10 protein-coding genes and 1 pseudogene are annotated in these 20,111 nt (G+C 66.7%); all 11 read left to right on the top strand.

What is annotated here, in order from left to right; all coding sequences use genetic code 11:
* The first annotated feature begins 6 nt into the window (after positions 1-6).
* The 11 genes and pseudogenes from gspN to XarbCFBP7408_RS11870 all read left to right on the top strand — a co-directional run bounded on the left by gspN (position 7) and on the right by XarbCFBP7408_RS11870 (position 19,947).
* Positions 7-696, top strand: coding sequence for a type II secretion system protein N (gspN, locus tag XarbCFBP7408_RS11925; protein WP_429001383.1), 690 nt, complete (start codon positions 7-9; stop codon positions 694-696).
* A gap of 726 nt (positions 697-1,422) precedes the next feature.
* Positions 1,423-4,131, top strand: coding sequence for a TonB-dependent receptor (locus tag XarbCFBP7408_RS11920; protein WP_104563134.1), 2,709 nt, complete (start codon positions 1,423-1,425; stop codon positions 4,129-4,131).
* Positions 4,132-4,296: 165 nt separating this feature from the next.
* Positions 4,297-7,191, top strand: coding sequence for a beta-galactosidase GalA (gene galA, locus XarbCFBP7408_RS11910; RefSeq protein WP_104563132.1), 2,895 nt, complete (start codon positions 4,297-4,299; stop codon positions 7,189-7,191).
* Positions 7,188-9,623 (top strand): alpha-N-acetylglucosaminidase, encoded by a 2,436-nt coding sequence (locus tag XarbCFBP7408_RS11905; RefSeq protein WP_104563131.1) that lies wholly within the window; start codon positions 7,188-7,190, stop codon positions 9,621-9,623. The genes galA and XarbCFBP7408_RS11905 overlap by 4 nt, the downstream gene beginning before the upstream one ends.
* A 121-nt stretch (positions 9,624-9,744) precedes the next feature.
* Positions 9,745-10,894, top strand: a pseudogene (locus tag XarbCFBP7408_RS11900) (acyltransferase family protein).
* A 268-nt stretch (positions 10,895-11,162) separates the two neighbouring features.
* The gene (locus tag XarbCFBP7408_RS11895; RefSeq protein WP_181106484.1) at positions 11,163-11,885 is read left to right on the top strand and encodes a GntR family transcriptional regulator; all 723 of its coding nucleotides are present in this window, start codon (positions 11,163-11,165) and stop codon (positions 11,883-11,885) included.
* A 46-nt stretch (positions 11,886-11,931) separates the two neighbouring features.
* The gene (locus XarbCFBP7408_RS11890) at positions 11,932-13,209 is read left to right on the top strand and encodes a sugar MFS transporter (protein WP_104563129.1); all 1,278 of its coding nucleotides are present in this window, start codon (positions 11,932-11,934) and stop codon (positions 13,207-13,209) included.
* A 40-nt stretch (positions 13,210-13,249) separates the two neighbouring features.
* The gene (locus XarbCFBP7408_RS11885) at positions 13,250-14,317 is read left to right on the top strand and encodes a LacI family DNA-binding transcriptional regulator (protein ID WP_104563173.1); all 1,068 of its coding nucleotides are present in this window, start codon (positions 13,250-13,252) and stop codon (positions 14,315-14,317) included.
* A gap of 5 nt (positions 14,318-14,322) precedes the next feature.
* Positions 14,323-15,351, top strand: a complete 1,029-nt coding sequence (locus tag XarbCFBP7408_RS11880) for an SIS domain-containing protein (RefSeq protein ID WP_016900885.1) — start codon at positions 14,323-14,325, stop codon at positions 15,349-15,351.
* A 2-nt stretch (positions 15,352-15,353) separates the two neighbouring features.
* Complete coding sequence (gene nagA, locus XarbCFBP7408_RS11875) at positions 15,354-16,508, top strand: N-acetylglucosamine-6-phosphate deacetylase (protein WP_104563128.1); 1,155 nt, start codon at positions 15,354-15,356, stop codon at positions 16,506-16,508.
* 775 nt (positions 16,509-17,283) lie between these two features.
* A complete protein-coding gene (locus tag XarbCFBP7408_RS11870; protein WP_181106475.1) occupies positions 17,284-19,947 on the top strand; it encodes a TonB-dependent receptor in 2,664 nt (887 codons plus the stop codon).
* Positions 19,948-20,111: the final 164 nt, after the last annotated feature.

The following is a 20,111-nucleotide window of genomic DNA, read 5'->3' as shown; positions in this document are numbered from 1 at the left end:
TTGTTGATGGTGGGCGTTGCACTGCTGGCATGGCTGCCCCTGCGTCTGGTGCTGCCACGCGAGGGCTTGCCGTTCTCGGCGCTGGACGTGGATGGGCCGGTATGGGCCGGCACCTTGCGGCAGGTGCAATGGCAGGGCATCGCCTTCGGCGATGTCATGGTGCGGCCGCGCATCTGGCCGCTATTGCGTGGACAGCGCCAGGTGCACTTGCGGGCCCCGCAGCTGCAAGTGCTGCTGGTGGACGGCGCGCAACACGGTATCGGCGATGCGCAGGGCCAGCTGCTGCTGCGCCAGCCGGCGGGCATGGCCCTGATCGATCTGGCGGTGGAGCTGCAGCTGCAGCAGGTGGATCTGCTGTTCGATGCCACCGGGTGCGTGCAGGCAGGTGGCCGGGTCGGCCTGCAACTGCTGGCGAGCGGGGCGGGCGAGCTGCCCGGTCTGCCGCCGTTGCGCTTGTCCGGGCAGCCGCGGTGCGTGGACGGCGCCGCCGTGCTGAGCCTGCTGCCCGACGCCACGCTGCCTGCCGGCGTGCAGGCCGATGCACAGCTGCACGTGTGGCGCGATGGGCGTTGGCAATTGCAGTCACGCATCGATCCGGGGCAGGACGCAGTGTTGGGTGTGGGCCTGCAGCTGCTGGGCTTTGCCGCCACCCCGGAGCGCAGCTTGTTGCGCATCGACCAGGGGCAATTGCGCTAGCAGTACGGTTGCGCGCGGCGCGGCAGGAAATCTGTGGTCTGCACCATTAGCGTGCATGGGTGATGGCTGGCGGCTTGCCCTCGGTCGATGCAATGGCGCACCTCATCGATCCGTTGACAACGTTGTCTACGTCAAACCGCTGGCAGTCATTGCAACAGTCGACGGGCTGCATGGGTGCAGCAGGGATGCTGCCCCCGATCACGAAGAAGCACGCGGTGACGGACTGTGATGCAGTCCGCAACGCGTGCGCCGCTTCGGGCACATTCCGGATCCGTCAGAATTGGTCTGGTTGCTGAAAATTGGTCAGTCACAGGTCCTGTGACAACGATGCCCGCTACGCACCGGAATGATTCTTTACGCACCGTCGAAGTTCATTAAACACAGGGATTGGGAGCAGTCGCAGCCGCCGTTCGACCACTTTCGACAGTGACTGTTGACAGGATCTTTTAAAGACCATAAGAATCAAATCCACTGAATTGGTATTTGCCAGTCAGGGCCGTTGATCAGCAATGGCATGCGATGTCCGTCCTGGGAGGGAGGCGGCATCGGCACCCACGGGGGGGCCGTACGGGGTGCTCGCAGACAACAGATCGCAGGCGGTTCCGGACGTCCGGAACGGGTGGCCTGTGCGCGTGTGGGCGGGTTGCCCAGCGTCGTGATCTGTCATTGCTGATCGATCGGAATGCCAGCCGCGTCGTCGTCCAGCCCTTCCACTCAGGATCTCCCATGTCACCTGTCCCGCATGCCTCGTTGCGTCGTTGTTCGCCCTCCTCGCTGTCCGTCGCCATCGCGCTGTCGCTGCTTGCCTGCGGTTCCAGTGCGCAGGCGCAGCAATCGCCGCCGCCGGCATCGGCGCAGATCTCCCAGCTCGATACCGTCAAGGTCACCAGCTCCTACCAGAAGAGCCTGATCACCGCGATGGACAACAAGCGCGACGATGTGCGCATGACCGACGGCATCTCCGCACAGGACATCGGCAAGTTTCCCGCCGAGAACATCGCCGAGGCGATCCAGCGCATCCCCGGCGTGCAGATCTCCACCATCAACGGGCGCGGCTCCACCATCAGCGTGCGTGGTCTGGGCCCGCAGTATTCGGCCACCACCATCAACGGCCAGGTGATCAAGAGCGCCGACTTCACCGACGGGTTCCGCTACGACATCATCCAGCCGGAAGTGGCCGCCGGGATCGAGGTGGTCAAGTCGCCGTCGGCGGACATGGATGCCGGTGGCCTGTCCGGCACGGTCAACATCAACACCACCAAACCGCTGGACTACCAGCAGACCAAGCTGTTGTTCTCGGCCAAGACCCAGTACGCCGAGTTTGCCGGCGGCTCGCCGACGCCCAAGGGCGTGCTGACCTATATCGACCAGTTCAAGTTCGGTGGCGGCGATCTGGGCGTGTTCCTCAGTGCCGGCTACCAGAAGCTCAAGGACCGCGCCGATTATCTGTGGATCGACCGCTGGTACACGCAGGCCACCGACGCCGGCACCTTGTACATTCCGCGTCGCCCGCGCTATCGCTCGATCGAGCGCGAGACCACCCGCAAGATGTTCAATGGCGGCCTGCAGTGGAAGCCCAACGCCCAGCTGGAGATGAACCTCACTGCGCTGTATTCGCAGGACAAGACCGCCAACGACATGAACCAGCTGGTGTACTCGTTCGAGCGCAGCCCGCTGACGGTGCTGCAGACCAACGGCCTGACCGCCACGCAGGTGTCGGCATCGGACTACTGGCTGGAGAACAACCGCCAGATCGAACAACACGATCTGTCCACGCAGTTGCTCAGCTACGACTTCAAGTGGAAGGGCGATGCCTGGACGCTCAGTGGCGCGGCCAATTACACCCAGGGCAAGACCGACGAGAACGAACGCGCCGCGATCCTGGGCCGGATTCCCTCGGCAACGCTGCTGGATACCTCCAATCCCGACGCGATCTCGCTGACCACCGATGCCGACGCCACCGATGCCAGCGCCTGGGACAAGCGCAATCTGGTGCGCAGCGAATATCCCAACGGTTCCATCCAGTCGCTCAGCAACAAGGAATGGTCGCTGCAGCTGGATGCCGAACGGTATCTGGAACTGGGTGCATTGAATGCGGTGCGCTTCGGTGCCAAGTACCGCCGCGAAACCTTCGAGCGCGACGTGCGCCGGCGTGACTTCCTGTACCTGCTCAGGACCGGTGCGGTGTCGGGCTTCGACATGTTCCCGGAGCTGTCGGCCGCCAACAGCACGGTGAGCAACTTCCTCGACGGGCAGCTGGCCTCGCAGGACAGCTGGGTCACCCCGGACATCGCCGCCTACGCACGCTCGCTGGCGGCGGCCGGCATCAGCGTGCCGGTGCTGTTCGCACCGCAGAGCAGCTACAGCATCGAGAACGACATTTCCTCGGCCTATGCGATGGCGCGCATCGATACCGACATCGGCAGCATGCGCCTGCGCGGCAACCTCGGCCTGCGCTACGAAAACACCAAGCGCACCACCGACACCTACCTGACCCAGGCGCAGGCGGCCAGCGACGACGCCAATGTGGTGATCGGCACCGCGCGTGCACCGTACGAGTATTCCAACTGGCTGCCCAGCCTGAATCTGGTGCTGGACATGCGCGAAGACCTGCTGCTGCGCTTTGCCGCCGCCAAGGTACTGGTGCGGCCGATCCTGGACAGCAATACCGCCATCGCCTCGACCATCTCCACCGGCACCAATACCGGCGGCACCACCACCTATGTCGTCACCCAGGGCCAGACCGATCTGAAGGCACTGACCGCCGACCAGGCCGACCTGAGCCTGGAGTGGTACTACGGCAACGGCGGCGCGCTGACCGTGGCCGGGTTCTGGAAAAATATCAAGAACGGCACCTTCAACCGCATCGTCTGCCCGGCCGCCTTCAACGGCACCGCGCTGTCCAGCAACGCGGCCGGCGACTGCGTGGACAGTGGCGGGGATATCTACGAGATCACCGCCACCAGCAACGACCCGAGCAAGGTCAAGATCCGCGGTTACGAACTGGGCTGGACGCAATCGCTGGATGCCTGGCTGCCGATCGACGGCTTCGGCGTGACCACCAACTTCACCCGGGTGATTCCGCAGCGCGATACCGATTTCCAGATTCGCAACCTGTCCGAGCAGACCTGGAACGCCACCGCGTACTGGGAGAGCGCGCATTACTCGGCGCGCGTCTCGCTCAACCATCGCAGCGAGTACGAACAGGACAGCAGCGACAGCTTCTTCGCGCGCGAAGGCCACACCATGAAGGCGCGCACCCAGCTGGATGCGGTGCTCGGCTACCAGGTCAACGACAGGCTGAGTTTCCAGCTGGGCGGCCTGAATCTGACCAACCGAAAGGAGGATGCGTACAAGGACATCGCCAGCCGCTGGCAGATGACCGGCGCCACCGGCCGCAGCTACTACCTGTCGATGCAGTGGGACATGCTGTGATGCCGGGCCAGCGAGCACTGCGTCGGCAGGCATCGCTGCGGGCGGCGGCCGGCACTGCAGGCAAGGCCGCAGGCGAGATGGACGCGCGCCACGCAGCGGCCGCGCGCGTGGCTGCGCCGCATGCGTCACGGAGCACGCCTGCGGTGCAGGCTGGCGGGCGCCGTCATGCGCAGGCGTGAGTTCCTTGCCGGCAGCGTCCGCGCCTCGTCGCTGCTCGGCGTGCCGGCGCTGCTGCCGGGCGCGGCGAACGCTGTAGCGACACACGCGGGCAGTGGCGGCACGCCGCGTGCCGCGCCACCGCCAGCGGGCACCGATGACGCTGGCCAGTGGCTGGACCTGGACGAGGGCTGGCGCTTCCATGCCGGCGATCTGCCGTTGCCGCGCCTGCTTGCGCAGGACGAGACCTACGACAACGCCAAGGCCGGCCGTGCCTGGGGTGCGGCGGCGCCGGACTTCGACGACACCGGCTGGCGGCAGCTGCAATTGCCGCACGACTTCGTGGTGGAGCAGGCAGTGCGCGCCGACGCCAATATCGCGCAGGGCTATCGCCCGCGCGGCATTGCCTGGTACCGGCGCACGCTGCGGCTGGACGAGTCCGTGCGCGGACAGGCGGTGGAACTGCGGCTGGACGGCATCGCCAGCCATGCCAGCGTGTGGATCAACGGCATGCTGATGGCGCGCAGCTGGAGCGGCTACAACGGGCTGGTCATCGATCTCACGCCGGTCGCGCGCTACGGCAATGCGGTGAACAGCATCGCCATCCGCGTCGATGCCGAGGCGATGGATGGCTGGTGGTACGAAGGCGGCGGCATCTACCGGCACACCTGGCTGGTGCTGCGCGCGCCCTTGCATATCTCCGGCGATGGCCTGGCGGCGGTACCGCGCGAAGGCCCGGGCGATCTCTGGCAGCTGCCGGTGCAGCTGGACCTGGTCAACAGTGGCGAACAGCCTGCCGAGGCGTGGGTGGATGTGGCGCTGCGCGACCCAAACGGTACTGTCGTGGCGAGTGGCGAGACGCAACTGCGCGTGGCTGCATTCGGCACCGCGCAGGCCGTGATCGACGTGTCGGTGTCGCAGCCGCAGCGCTGGAGCGTGGACACGCCGGTGCTGTATCGCGTGCACGCCAGCGTGCGTGGCGCAGACGGCCGCAGCGACCGTGCCGAGTGCGAGATCGGTTTTCGCAGCCTGCGCTTCGATGCCGACCACGGCTTCTTCCTCAATGGCCGCCCGCTCAAGATCAAGGGCGTATGCCTGCATCAGGACCATGCCGGGGTCGGCGTGGCGCTGCCCGATGCCTTGCACGCGTTTCGCCTGCAGCGCCTGAAATCGATGGGCTGCAATGCCATCCGCCTGCATCACGCGGTGGCGCCGGAACTGCTGCAGGCCTGCGACCGGCTCGGCATGCTGGTGATGGCCGAGAACAGGCTGTTCAATCCCGCACCCGAGTATGTGGCGCTGCTGCAGAACATGGTGCGGCGCCAGCGCAACCATGCCAGCGTGTTCCTGTGGTCGCTGCTCAACGAGGAGCCGCTGCAGGGCACCGCCACCGGTTACGCCATCATGGCGCGCGCCGCCAGCGCGGTGCGTGCGCTCGACGACAGCCGCCCGATCACCGCCGGCATGAACGACGGCATGTTCGCCACCCGTGGCGCGGCCGATGTGGTGGACGTGCTCGGCTTCAACTATCGCCAATACAACTACGACCGCGTGCATGCGGCGCGGCCGCGCACGCCGATGCTGTCCAGCGAGGACACCAGTGCGTTTCAGACGCGTGGCGCGTGGTTCACCGACCTGGACGCGCACGTGGTGGCCGAAGACGACAGCCTGGCCGCGGACTGGGGCAACACCCACCGCCGCGCCTGGCAGCTGATTGCCGAACGTCCGTTCGTCGCCGGCGGTTTCGTGTGGACCGGCTTCGATTATCGCGGCGAACCCACGCCGTTCGAATGGCCGTCGGTGGGCGCGTTCTTCGGCATCATGGATCAATGCGGATTTGCCAAGGGAGCCTACTGGTTGCGCCGCGCGCTGTGGATCGACGACGCGCCGGTGCTGCACCTGTTGCCGCACTGGAACTGGCCCGGCCGCGAAGGCCGGCCGATCAAGGTGATGGCGTTCTGCAATGCCGCGCAGGTGGAGCTGTGGCTCAATGGCCGCTCGCTGGGCAAACAGGCGGTGGATCGCGCGCAGATGAATCAGTGGCAGCTGGACTATGCGCCGGGCGTGCTGGAAGCGGTGGCCTGGCGCGACGGCCGCGAAGTGGCGCGTACGCGGGTGGAAACCACCGGCACGCCTGTCGGGCTGCGGCTCACGCCCGACCGCCCCCAGCTGCGCGGCGATGGCCGCGATGCGCAGCCGGTGACCCTGGAAGCGGTGGATGCGCAGGGTCGCCACGTGCCCGATTGCAATGCGATGCTGACGCTGCAGGTCAGCGGCGGCCGCTTGCTGGGTGTCGGCAATGGCGACCCGAATGCGCACGCCGCCGATCAGGGCTCGCAAGTGGCCCTGTTCAACGGGCTGGCGCAGGCGATCGTGCAGGCCGGGCGTGGCGCAGGCGTATTACGGCTGCAGGCGCGCTGTGCAGGCGTGCGCGATGCGGCGATCGGGATCGCGTGCGTGGCGGTGCCGCTGCCCGCCACGGTGCCGATCGTGGCGCCGGTGATGGTGGTCGAAAGCTGGCGCCACACCGCTGCCTTCGCGCAGCCGCCGGCGCCGGATCTCTCGCGCCGCCCCAACGACAACAACAGCTGGAGCAATACGTTGCCCGGCACGCTGGAAAGCGCGCCCGAACGCGCCGGCTACGTGTTGTACCGCACCCGGTTCACGCCATGGCAGGGCGTGCAGACCCACGGCGGCATGCTCGACCTGGGCCGCCTCAGCGGGCCGGCGCAGGTGTTTCTGGATGGCCGCGCGGTGGCCCAGGCAGCGGCCGGCACCCCGATCACCGTGACGCTTGCGCCGGCCGCCGGCGCGCGCACGCTGGCGGTGATCCTGCAGGTCGCTGCCGATCAACCGTTTGGATTCCACGACGTCGTCACCGTGCAGTACCGGAACTCGCCATGATTAGCTCATCGTTTTTCCCGTCCTCGCCCGCGCGGCTGTTCGCCGGCACAGTGCTGGGCGCCTTGCTCGCCATTCCCGTTACCGTGCTGGCCGCACCGCCCGCACAGGCGGTGCTGCAACGCCTGATCGGTGCGCGCGCCGCCCAGTTCGAGATGCGCGTGGCACCGCGCGGCGACGACGCGGACTGGTATCGCATCGATGCCGGCGGCGACACGGTGCGCATTGCCGGCTCCTCGCAGGTGGCCTTGGCGCGTGGCGCCTACGCCTATCTGGGCCAGGCCGGTGCGGCCTCGATGAGCTGGGAAGGCGACCGCGTGGCGCTGCCGGCGCAATGGCCGGCCTACAGCAGCGGCCAGGTGCGCACGCCGTTTGCCCATCGCGCCTATCTCAACACCTGCACCTACGGCTACACCACGCCGTTCTGGGACTGGCCGCGCTGGCAGCGCGAGATCGACTGGATGGCGCTGCACGGCATCGACATGCCGCTGGCGATGGAAGGGCAGGAGGCGATCTGGCAGGCGCTGTGGCGCGAGTTCGGCGTGGGCGATGACGCGCTGGCGGAGTATTTCTCCGGCCCCGCCTTCACCCCATGGCAGCGCATGGGCAATATCGAAGGTTATCGCGCACCGTTGCCGCAGCAATGGATCGACAGCAAGCGCGTGCTGCAGACGCAGATCCTCACCCGCATGCGCGAGCTGGGCATGCAGCCGGTGCTGCCGGCGTTTGCCGGCTACGTGCCCAAGGCATTCGCGCAGGCGCATCCCAACGCGCGCATCTACCGCATGCGCGCCTGGGAAGGTTTCCACGAAACCTACTGGCTGGATCCGCGCGATCCATTGTTCGCCCAGGTCGCGCGCCGGTTCCTGGAGCTGTACACGCAGGCCTACGGTGCAGGCGAGTTCTATCTGGCCGACGCCTTCAACGAGATGCTGCCGCCGGTGGCCGACGACGGCAGCGACGTGGCCGCCGCCAAGTACGGCGACAGCATCGCCAACTCCGATGCCGCACGTGCCAAGGCCGTGCCGGCGGCGCAACGCGATGCACGCCTGGCCGAGTACGGGCAGGCCTTGTATCGCTCCATCGCCCAGGTCAATCCGCAGGCCACCTGGGTGATGCAGGGCTGGCTGTTCGGCGCCGACCGCGAGTTCTGGCAGCCGCAGGCGATTGCTGCGTTTCTCGGCAAGGTGCCCGACGCGCGACTGATGGTGCTGGACATCGGCAACGACCGCTATCCCGGCACCTGGAAGGCCTCGCAGGCGTTCGACAACAAGCGGTGGGTCTATGGCTACGTGCACAACTACGGCGCCAGCAATCCGTTGTACGGCGACTTCGCGTTCTATCGACACGATCTGCAGGCCTTGCTGGCCGATCCGGACAAACGCAACCTGAGCGGCTTTGGCGTGTTTCCGGAAGGGCTGCACAGCAATTCGGTGGTCTACGACTATCTCTACGCGCTGGCCTGGGAGGGTCCGCAGCAATCCTGGTCGCAATGGCTCACGCAATACACCCGCGCACGCTACGGCCGCAGCGATGCGGCCTTGCTGCAGGCCTGGTCGGATCTGGAAGCGGGCATCTACCAGACCCGCTACTGGTCGCCGCGCTGGTGGAACAAGCGCGCCGGCGCGTATCTGCTGTTCAAGCGGCCGAGCGCCGACATCGTCGGCTTCGACGACCGCCCCGGCGACCCGCAGCGCCTGCGCCGCGCCATCGACGCGTTGCTGCAGCAGGCCGACCGCTATATCGACGCGCCGCTGTACCGCTACGACCTGATCGAAGACGCGCGGCACTACCTGAGCCTGCACGCCGACCGTCGATTGCAGGCGGTGGTACAGGCCTACGATGCCGGCGACTTCGCGCGCGGCGATGCGCTGCTGGCGCGCACCACGCAACTGGTGCAGGGGCTGGATGCACTGGTCGGCGGCCAGCACGAAACCCTGGCCGACTGGACCGGCCAGGCCGCTGCGGCCGCCGGCAACGATGCCGTGCTGCGGCGTGCCTATGTCGGCAATGCGCGTGCGCAGGTCAGCATCTGGGGCGGCGACGGCAATCTGGCCGATTACGCATCCAAGGCATGGCAGGGCATGTACGCGGATTTCTATCTGCAGCGCTGGACGCGCTTTCTCGGCGCATACCGCGCTGCACGCAAGGCGGGCACGCCGTTCGACGCAGCGGCAGTCAACGCGCAGCTTGCCGCGTGGGAGCGCCAATGGGCCGCGCAGGACGCGCTGCCGAAGCGACGGCCACCCCGCGACCCACTGACCCTGCTACGCAGCTTGCTGGCGCAGGTGGACGCGCCTGATGGCTTGCAAAGCGCCATGCAACGCAATGTGCAAGGCGGTACGCGCGATGCAACCCAAGGCGTTGCCCAAGACGACGTGCACGGCATGGCGCACGGTGCCATTCGCAGCAGCACGCAAGGCACTGTCCAATGAGCGGATCCGTATCGCACATCGCTGTCATGCATGAGCGCTGCAGCGCCGAGGCAATGACGCCCGCCACGGGCAGCACGTCTGCATGCCGCCTCCACCTGCAGTCGCTGGGCAAGGAACTGCAATGAGCGCACACACACTCCCCGCTGCAGCTGGCGCAGCAACCGCAGCACCCAGGCGCGAACGCTTCCTGTCGCTGGACGTGTTCCGCGGCCTGACCATCTTCCTGATGATCCTGGTCAACACCGCCGGGCCCGGCGCGCAGCCATATGCGCAGCTGACCCACGCGGCCTGGTTCGGCTTCACGCTTGCCGATCTGGTGTTTCCCTCGTTCCTGTTCGCCGTCGGCAGCGCGATGAGTTTTGCGCTGGCCACCGGCACGCCGCACCGGCAGTTCCTCGCCCGCGTGGGCAAGCGCGCCGCGCTGATCGTGATGTGCGGCGTGCTGATGTACTGGTTTCCGTTCTTCCACCCGCAGCCCGGCGGTGGATGGGCGTTCACTGCGGTCGATCAACTCCGCCTGACCGGCGTGCTGCAGCGGATCGGCCTGTGCTATCTGCTCGCGGCGCTACTGGTGCGCTATCTGCCGCCACGCGCTATCGCGCCGGTTTGCGTCGCGCTGCTGCTGGGCTACTGGGCGTTGCTGTACGTCTTTGGCGAGCCCGGTGCGGAGCTGAGCAAGACCGGCAACGCCGGCACCCGGCTGGACCTGTGGCTGTACGGGCATGCGCATCTGTATCGCAAGGATGGCGGCTTCTGGCACGCTGCCGGCCACGGTCAACGTGCTGGCCGGCTACCTGGGCGGGCGCTTCCTGCAGCGGCACGGCAAGACCGGCGCCGCCACGCGCAGCCTGTTGCTGGCAGGCGCGGGGCTGGTGCTGCTGGCGCTGCTGTGGCAGCCGGCCTGGCCGCTGTCGAAGAAGCTCTGGAGCGGGTCGTTCGTCGCCTGCACGGTAGGCCTGGATCTGCTGGCGCTGGGCGTCCTGGTCTACCTGCTGGAGTTGCGCGGCTGGAGCGGCGGCAGCGGCTTCTTCACCGTGCTGGGGCGCAACCCGCTGGCGATCTACCTGTTCTCCGAATTGTTCGTGGTGGTGTTGCGGCTGATTCCGGCCGGCAGCTCCGGGCTGGACCTGTACGCCTGGGCCGGCATCCGCGTGTTCCAGGCCATCGCGCCGGGCCCGCTCGGCTCGCTGCTGTGTGCGCTGAGCTACACGCTGCTGTGCTGGGGCGTGGGCTGGTGGATGGATCGGCGGCGCTGGTATCTGCGGCTGTGATCGCCCGGCCCGGCAATCGGTGACGCAGCCCCGGGGCGCGGACGGTGCCGCACCGGCCTGGTCTCATCGGCATGCATGCCCGCCTACGGCTGACTTGCGCGGTGGACGCCTGCGTCAGCCAGGGCCTGTCACCGCTACCGACGATCCACAGCCGCTAATGCGCTGCGGGCAAATTGGTACTATATTGGACCTAACGAATCCAAGTCGGTCCGGAGGACAGGCAATGGCCAAACCGAAAACCGAAGCCAGGACGGACACCGACCCCCGGATGGACGCGCTGACGCTGGACGCCTCCGCGCCGACGCCGCTGTATCTGCAACTGGCGAGCAGGCTGGACGAGCAGATCCGCGGCGCGCAGTGGAAGGCCGGCGAGGCGCTGCCGGCCGAGCGCCAGCTGTGCGAGCGGCTGCAGATCTCGCGGGTGACGCTGCGCCAGGCCGTGGACGTGCTGGTCGAACAGGGTTTGGTCTCGCGCCGGCAGGGCGCCGGCACCTTCGTCACCACGCAGATCCAGCACCAGCTCAGCGGCCTGACCAGTTTCAGCGAGACCCTGCGCATCAAGGGTTACGAGCCCGGCACGCGCTGGCTGGAGCGGCGGCTGCGTCCGGCGCATGGCGAAGAGATCCTGCGGCTGGGGTTGTCGCCGGATGCGGCGGTGGCTTCGCTGACCCGCCTGCGCAGCGCCGACGACCGGGTCATGGCCTACGAGCATGCGGTGTTGCCGCAGCGCATCGTCGCCGACCCGCAGCAGATCGGCGATTCGCTCTACAGCTACCTGGATGCGCAGGGCACCCCGGTGGTGCGCGCGCTGCAGTACTTCCGCGCGATCAATCTGCCTGCGCGGCTGGCCGAACACCTGCGCATGAAGACCGGCGAGGCGATCCTGCATGTGGTGCGCGTGGGCTATGCGCGCGACGGCAGCGCGATCGAATTGACCGACACCTATTGCCACAACGACTTCTACGATTTCGTCGCCGAACTGCGCCGCTGATCCAGCGCGGCGCCCCCCAACCGACAACTCAAGAGCCCGCCGATCCATGACTACCGCCAGGCCCGCAAATCCCGTTGTCTCGATCGCCATCGTCGGCGTGCTGTTCTTCATCATCGGCTTCTTCACCTGGATCAACGGGCCGCTGATCACCTTCGTGCGGCTGGCGTTCGATCTCAACGAGGTCAATGCCTTCCTGGTGCTGATGGTGTTCTACCTGTCGTACTTCTTCCTGGCGCTGCCGGCGTCGTGGATCCTCAAGCGCACCGGCATGAAGAAGGGGCTGGCGCTGAGCCTGGTGGTGATGGCGGTGGGCGCGGCCGGCTTCGGCCAGTTCGCCACGCAGCGCTGGTATCCGGGCGCCTTGGGCGGCCTGTTCGTGATCGGCAGCGGCCTGGCGCTGCTGCAGACCGCGATCAACCCGTACATCAGCATCCTCGGGCCGATCGAGAGCGCGGCGCGGCGGATCGCGCTGATGGGCATCTGCAACAAGATCGCCGGCATCCTGGCGCCGATCCTGATCGGCTCGCTGGTGCTGCACGGCATCGGCGATCTGTCCGCGCAGGTGGCCAGCGCCGATGCGGCGACCAAGCAGCAGTTGCTCACGGCCTTCGCCGCCAAGATCCACGCACCGTATCTGGTGATGTCCGGCGTGCTGCTGTTGCTGGCGATCGGCGTGCTGTTCTCGCCGCTGCCGGAGCTGCGGGCCTCCGAGGCCAATGCCACGCCCGGCAGCGCGGTTGGCGTGCAGAAGTCCAGCATCTTCCAGTTCCCGCACCTGTGGCTGGGCGTGTTGTGCCTGTTCGTCTACGTGGGCGTGGAAGTGATGGCCGGCGATGCGATCGGTACCTACGGCCACGGCTTCGATCTGCCGCTGGACAGTAGCAAGATCTTCACCTCCTACACGCTGGGCGCGATGCTGGTTGGCTACATCGTCGGCCTGGCGCTGATTCCGGGCGTGATCTCGCAGGCGCGCTACCTGAGCGTGTCGGCGCTGCTGGGCGTGCTGTTCTCGCTGGGCGCGCTGCTGACCCACGGCTATGTGTCGGTGGGCTTCGTGGCCGCGCTCGGTTTTGCCAACGCGATGATGTGGCCGGCGATCTTTCCGCTGGCCATCCGCGGGCTCGGCCGCTTTACCGAGATCGGGTCGGCCTTGCTGGTCATGGGCATTGCCGGCGGCGCGATCATTCCGCAGCTGTTCGCCATTCTCAAACAGCACTACGACTTCCAGGTCGTGTTCGCTGCGCTGATGGTGCCGTGCTATCTGTACATCCTGTTCTATTCGCTGCGCGGTTACCGTGTGGGCCTGCCGGCCCAGGCCAAGTGAACCAGGCAGCATGATGCGTTCCGACGAACAAGGCACACCCATGCGCAGGCCCACCATCAAAGACGTCGCCGAGCGCGCCAAGGTCTCGTTGAAGACCGTGTCGCGGGTGATCAACAACGAGCCATCGGTGATGCAGGCCACGCGTGCGCGCGTGCTGCGCGCCATCGCCGATCTCGACTACGAACCGGATCCGTCCGCGCGCAACCTGCGCAGCGGCACGCCGTTCGTGATCGGGCTGGTCTACGACAACCCCAACCCGTACCACATCATCGGCATCCAGAACGGCGTGCTGGCGGCCTGCCGCGAAACCGGCTTCGGCCTGCAGATCCATCCCTGCGATTCCACCTCGCCATTGCTGGCCGAAGAACTGGCCGAATGGGTGCAGCGCTCGCGGCTGGCCGGCGTGGTGCTGACCGCACCGATGTCCGAGCGCCCCGAGCTGATGGCCGGCCTGGCTGCGCGCGGCATCAAGAGCGTGCGCATCATCGCCGCCACCGACGATCCCGGCGACGGCTCCTGCGTCTATATCGACGACCGCGCTGCCGCCTACGAGATCACCGAGCATCTGGTCCAGTTGGGCCATCAGCGCATCGGATTCCTGTGGGGTGGCCCGCAGCACCGCTCCAGCGGCGAGCGCTACGCCGGTTACGAGGCCGCGTTGAAGGACTACGGCATCACCCTGGACAAGCACCTGGTGATTCCCGGCGATTACACCTTCGACGACGGCTTCCGTGGCGCGCGCCGGCTGCTGTCGTTGCGCGAGCCGCCGACCGCCATCTTCGGCAGCAACGATGAAATCGCCGCGGGCGTGCTGGCCGCGGCCAAGTCCACCGGCATGAACGTGCCGTATCAATTGTCGATCGCCGGCTTCGAGGACAGCCCGTTCTCGCGCCAGTCCTGGCCGGCGCTGACCACCGCCAAGCAGGCCACCGACGACATCGCGCGGCATGCCGCACGCCTGTTGATCAGCCAGCTGCGCAGCGATGCCTACGACGACCAGCCCGCGCAGTTGCAGAACCGCGGCTTCGTGCCGCAGCTGGTGGTGCGCGGTTCCACTGCGCCGGCGCAGACGCCGTCCGCCAAATCCCTTCCCCCCGAATCCGCCTGAGCACGATGAGCCTTCCCACCGAAACCGAGACCTTGATGTTCCGCGAGGCGGCGCAGACCGCCGACGTGGTCGCCGCACAGTTCGCCCGCAATGCCGACACCGTCGCCGCCCTCGCGCAGTCGCTGCGCGACACGCCGCCGCCGTTCGTGGTGACCTGCGCACGCGGCAGTTCCGATCATGCGGCGACCTACGCCAAGTATCTGTTCGAAACACAACTCGGCATCGTGACCGCCTCTGCATCGCCGTCGGTGGGCTCGGTCTACGCATCGCCGCTGCAGTTGCGCGGCGCGCTGTACATCGTGATTTCGCAATCGGGCAAGAGCCCGGACCTGCTGCGCAATGCCGAGGCCGCCAAGGCGGCCGGCGCGCGCGTGGTCGCGCTGGTCAACGTCGAGGATTCGCCGCTGGCGCAGCTGGCCGAGGTGGTGATTCCGCTGGGCGCAGGCCCGGAAAAAAGCGTTGCCGCCACCAAGAGTTATCTCGCCTCGCTGGCTGCGCTGCTGCACCTGGGCGCGGTGTGGAAGAACGACCCGGCCCTGCTGGCGGCGGTGGAGGCACTGCCGCAGCAGTTGCGCGCCGCCTGGCAGGCCGACTGGTCCGCGCTCACGGCCGGCCTGGTGCCGGCACACAACCTGTTCGTGCTCGGTCGCGGCCTGGGCCTGGGCGCGGCGCAGGAAGCGGCGCTGAAGTTCAAGGAAACCTGCGGCCTGCATGCCGAGGCGTATAGCTCGGCTGAGGTCAAGCACGGCCCGATGGCGCTGGTGGGGCCGGGCTTCCCGGTGCTGGTGTTCGCCCAGCCCGACGAAACCGGCGCCGGCACGCGTGCGCTCGCGGCCGAATTCCGTGCGCGTGGCGCGCAGGTATGGCTGGCCGCGCCCGACGGCGACCTGCCGCTCGTGGATGCGGCGCACCCGGCCAGCGCGCCGCTGCTGACCGTGCAGAGCTTCTACCGCGCGATCAACGCGCTGGCCCTGCAGCGTGGCAACAATCCCGATCTGCCGCCGCATTTGAACAAGGTCACGGAAACCGTTTGAACATGGATGCTCCCCCGATTCAAGCGTTGTGCAATGCACGCGTGCTCACCGACGATGGCTTGCAGGATGGGCAGGTGGTCCTGCTGGCCGGCACGCAGATCCAGGCGGTGGTGGCGGCCGACGATGCGCCCGTTGTGCAGGCGCAGACGCGCGTGGATCTGGGCGGCGCCACCTTGCTGCCCGGCTTCATCGACATCCAGGTCAACGGCGGTGGTGGCGTGTTGTTCAACAACGCGCGCGACCCGCAGGCGCTGGCCACGATCGCGGCCGCGCATCGCCGCTACGGCACCACCGGCATGCTGCCGACGCTGATCAGCGACACCGCCGAGGTGATGGCCGAGGCGATCGCCGCCACGCGCCAGGCCATCGCGCAAGGCGTGCCCGGCGTACTCGGCATCCATCTGGAAGGCCCGTACCTGAGCCCGGCCCGCAAGGGCACGCACGACGCGCACAAGTTCCGCCTGCCCGACGCGCACGAGATTGCCGTCGATACCTCGCTGGACAACGGCGTCACCCTGATCACGCTCGCACCCGAGCGCGTGCCGCTGGACGACATCCGCGCCTTTGTCGCCGGCGGCGCGATCGTGTTTGCCGGCCACACCGCGGCCAGCTACGAGCAGGCGCGCGACGGCATTGCCGCCGGCGTCAGCGGTTTCACCCATCTGTACAACGCGATGTCGCAACTGGCCGGGCGCGAGCCCAGCGCGGTCGGCGCCGCACTGGAAGACCCCGATGTGTGGTGCGGCATCATCGTCGATGGCGTGCACGTGCATCCTGCCAGCCTGCGCGTGGCGCTGGCCGCCAAACCGCGCGGCAAACTGTTGCTGGTTACCGACGCCATGCCGATGGTCGGCGCCGACAGCCCCGGTTTCGACCTGTACGGCGAAACCATCACTGCCGTGGACGGCGTGGTGCGCAATGCCGACGGCGCACTGGCCGGCTCGGCGCTGGACATGGCCACGGCCGTGCGCAACAGCGTGCAGTGGCTGGGCGTGGACCTGGCCGAAGCCGCGCGCATGGCATCCACCTATCCGGCGCAGTGCATCGGGCTGGGCCAGCGCCTGGGCCGCATTGCACCCGGCTATCAGGCCGATCTGGTGCTGGTGGATGCCGACGTGCAGGTGCTTGCCACCTGGGTGGCCGGGCAGCGCGAGTAAGTCCGCGCGCCGCCGCACGAACCCGTTCGTGCGGCGCGATGCGTTTGAAACCTTGTTTGCGGTCGTGTCCGCAGCGAACCGCCATCGTCGGTACGCTGCAGCATGAGCGTGCGTGCGTGCGCGAGTGCAGGGCGTGCTTTCGCCAAGCTCCGGAAAGGCATCAGTGTCGAACGATGGAGCAGCCAAGCGGAACTCGGGCGCTTCCGGCGTCACGCAACACGTAGTGCAACCGACGCGCTTTCCGTTGCAGTAGACGCTCGACGATGACTGCAGCCGCATGCGCTTGCAGCACGTCAGCACTGCAATCGCAGTGGTTTGGCAATGCGCTGCATACACCATCCACTACATCAAAGCCTGCAACACACTCTGCATCGCAACATCCGGCTGCGCAGCCTTGTGGCATCGGGCCGCTACGCGCAGTGGTCTGCTCATCGATGCAATGAGTGCGAACGCGATCACGCCGTCATTCCAATATCTGCGTCGTCGGTGCGGTTTCAGGCATGAAACCGGCCATTTGTGGCAGCGAGTTGACAGCCCCGGCTGCGAAAGGCACCTTCGCTGATAACGTTGTCAGCGAGCAGGAGCCACTTGTGAAATCTTGAAAGCGTTGTCGTCCGGCCGCTGGTCGGACTGGCGCTGACCCGCATGCCGCTACGGCGGTGCGGGACGCTGCTCGCATCCGGCACAGGGGACGGAGTGCGGGCATGTCACGCGCATCGCGCGTTGTCGTGCAACCACATGGTTGCCACCTGACATCCGTCAAGAGGTCTACGCAATGCCGTCTTCCCGTGTGTTCGAGTTGTCCCGTCACCTGTTCTGTCATGCGCACCCGCTGCGCCGCACCCCATTGAGTACTGCAGTCCGCACTCTGTTGATCGGTGGCGCTGCCCTGGCAGGTCTTGCCGCGTTGCCTGCAGGTGCGCAGGAGCAGGCTGCAGCCCCGCAGGAACAGGCGCCCGCGCAAACCAATCCTTCGGTGTCCACGCTGGACGAGGTCAAGGTCGTCGGCTATCAGGCCAGCCTCGGCAAGGCACTCAACGTCAAACGCAATGCCGATGCGATCGTCGATGCGATCAGCGCCGAAGACATCGGCAAATTCCCCGACACCAATGTCGCCGAGTCGCTGTCGCGCCTGTCCGGCATCACCGTGGATCGCCAGTTCGGCGAAGGCGAAAAGGTCAGCATCCTCGGCACCGATCCGGCACTCAATCGCGTGCTGCTCAACGGCCAGACCATTGCCTCCACCAGTTGGGGCGGCGATCCCAACGACCCGGACAGCCGCTCGTTCAACTACAGCACGCTGGCGCCGGAAGTGGTCGGCCTGATGGAGGTCTACAAGACACCGGAAGCACGCATCGACGAGGGCTCGATCGGCGGCACCGTGATCGTGCACACGCGCAAGCCGCTGGATCTTGAGCGCAACACCCTGACCGGCACGCTGAGCTACGGCTACAACGATCGTTCCGAGGAGGGCAAGCCGAATGCCTCGGCGCTGTACAGCTGGAAGAACCAGGATGAAACGCTCGGTGTGCTCACCTCGGTGATGCATTCGCAGCGCGTGCTGCGCCGCGATGGCGTGGAACTCTTCGGCTACGACAACGTGCAAGGCGCAGGGTTTCCGGCGGCCGTGGTTGGCAACAACACCGGGGTGTTTCCGACCTCGATCAACACCGCGTTGTTCCAGCAGACGCGCAAGCGCGATGGCGTCAGCGCGGCGTTGCAGTGGAAGCCGGATGCCGATTTCGAGCTCAACCTGACCGGTTTGTACGTCAAGGAGAGTTTCGACAACTACAACCAGAGCCGCTACGGCTACTGGGGTTCCACCCCCGGCGATGCGCAGGCGCTGGGCTTCGAGAACGGGGTGGCGACCTCGGGTACGTTCGGCGACCAGTCCAACACCTACCTGGACGGCTACCTGCGCAACAGCGAGGTCAGCACCGGCAGCATCCATCTACGCGCCGACTGGCATGGCGATGGCTGGAATGCGTCCAGCCAGGTGGGCTACACCAGTTCGCAGGGCGGTGCCGAGCGCATCTACGGCATCCAGTTCCGCAACCTCGCCGGTTACAGCTACAACATCGACGGGCGCCGCACCGCGATGGACTACAGCACCGACCCCACCAACGCGGCGGCGATGCAGCTCAACAATGCCTCGGCCAGCCACAGCCCGCAGTACGACAAGGAACGCTACCTGCAGCTGGACTTCGACCATGCGGTGGAGTGGGGGCCGTTCACCCAGATCCTGACCGGCATCAAGCTGACCAATCACGCCACCGGGCAGTCCTCCTACAGCCGCACCTGGACCCCGAACGACGGCAGCACGCTGGCCGCGTTCTCGCCGGGCACCACGCCGTCGGGCTATCTGGACGGCTTGTCGACCAGCGCCGACATGCAGCGCTGGTCGACCATCAACAGCGCCGCCATCAGCCAGTACATCGGTGGCCTGGAAGGCGATGACGGCTTGCCGATCAGCTACGCCGGCAACTACAGCATCGCAGAACAGAACCGCGCCTGGTTCCTGCAGGGCAATTTTTCCGGCGAGCGCTACCGCGGCAACGTTGGCGTGCGTTACGTGCACACCCGTGATTCCACCGATGGTTTCAGCTACGCGCCCGGTGGCGGCTATACGCCGGTCAACTTCCTCAACAGCTACGGCAAGTGGTTGCCGTCCTTCAACATCGCCTACGACCTGCGCGACGATCTGATGCTGCGCTTTGCTGCCTCCAAGGTGATCGCACGGCCGCGCTACACCAACATGACCCCGTACGTGGCTACCGACGACACCACGCTCACCGCGTCCACGGGCAATCCTGGATTGAGTCCGTACGAGTCCACCAACCTGGGCGCATCGCTGGAGTGGTACTTCTCCGACAGCAGCCTGCTCAGCGGCGAGTTCTTCTCGCGCGATATCTCCAACTACATCCTGACCACCGTGGAAGACCGGGTGTTCTTCAACAACGCCACCGGCGGCTCGAGCACCTATCAGACCTCCGTGCCGACCAACGCCGGCGATGCCAAGGTGCGCGGCGTGGCGCTCAACCTGCAGCACAACTTCGGCAACGGCTTCGGCGTGGTGGCCAACTACACCTATTCCGATTCCGAAACCGACGGCGATTACAGCCTGCCGTACAACTCGCGCAACGCCTACAACATCAGCCCGTACTACGAGCAGGGCAAATGGAGCGCTCGGGTGAATCTGGGCTGGCGCTCGGAATACTTCACCCAGATCGGCCGCCTCAACGGCCAGCAGATGACCGATGCGTTCACCCAGGTCGATGCCTCGTTCGGCTACCAGGCCACCGAGCGCCTGCGCGTGGCGCTGGAAGCCACCAATCTGCTGGATGAAACCTACTTCAGCTATATCGGCAACAAGAACCAGCCGTACTACATCTACAAGAACGGTCGCTCCTTCATGCTGAGCCTGAATTTCAAGCTGTGACGTCGGCCGGGCGGCTGCTCTCGGGCAGCCGCCTTGTTGCGATGGCGGCGACTCGCGGTTGCAATGAGTCGCTGACGGTTGCCGGCGGATCTTTCGCCAGCCAGTTTCGGTGCAGCAACGCTTTGCTTGGCACGGCTACATCCCTGTCGCGTTTCGACAATGGT

It is taken from the genome of Xanthomonas arboricola pv. guizotiae (genome assembly GCF_002940205.1).
In the GTDB taxonomy this organism is placed as follows: domain Bacteria; phylum Pseudomonadota; class Gammaproteobacteria; order Xanthomonadales; family Xanthomonadaceae; genus Xanthomonas; species Xanthomonas arboricola_C.
Note: the sequence above shows the minus strand (reverse complement) of the source record. Positions and strands in the feature narration are given on the sequence as shown.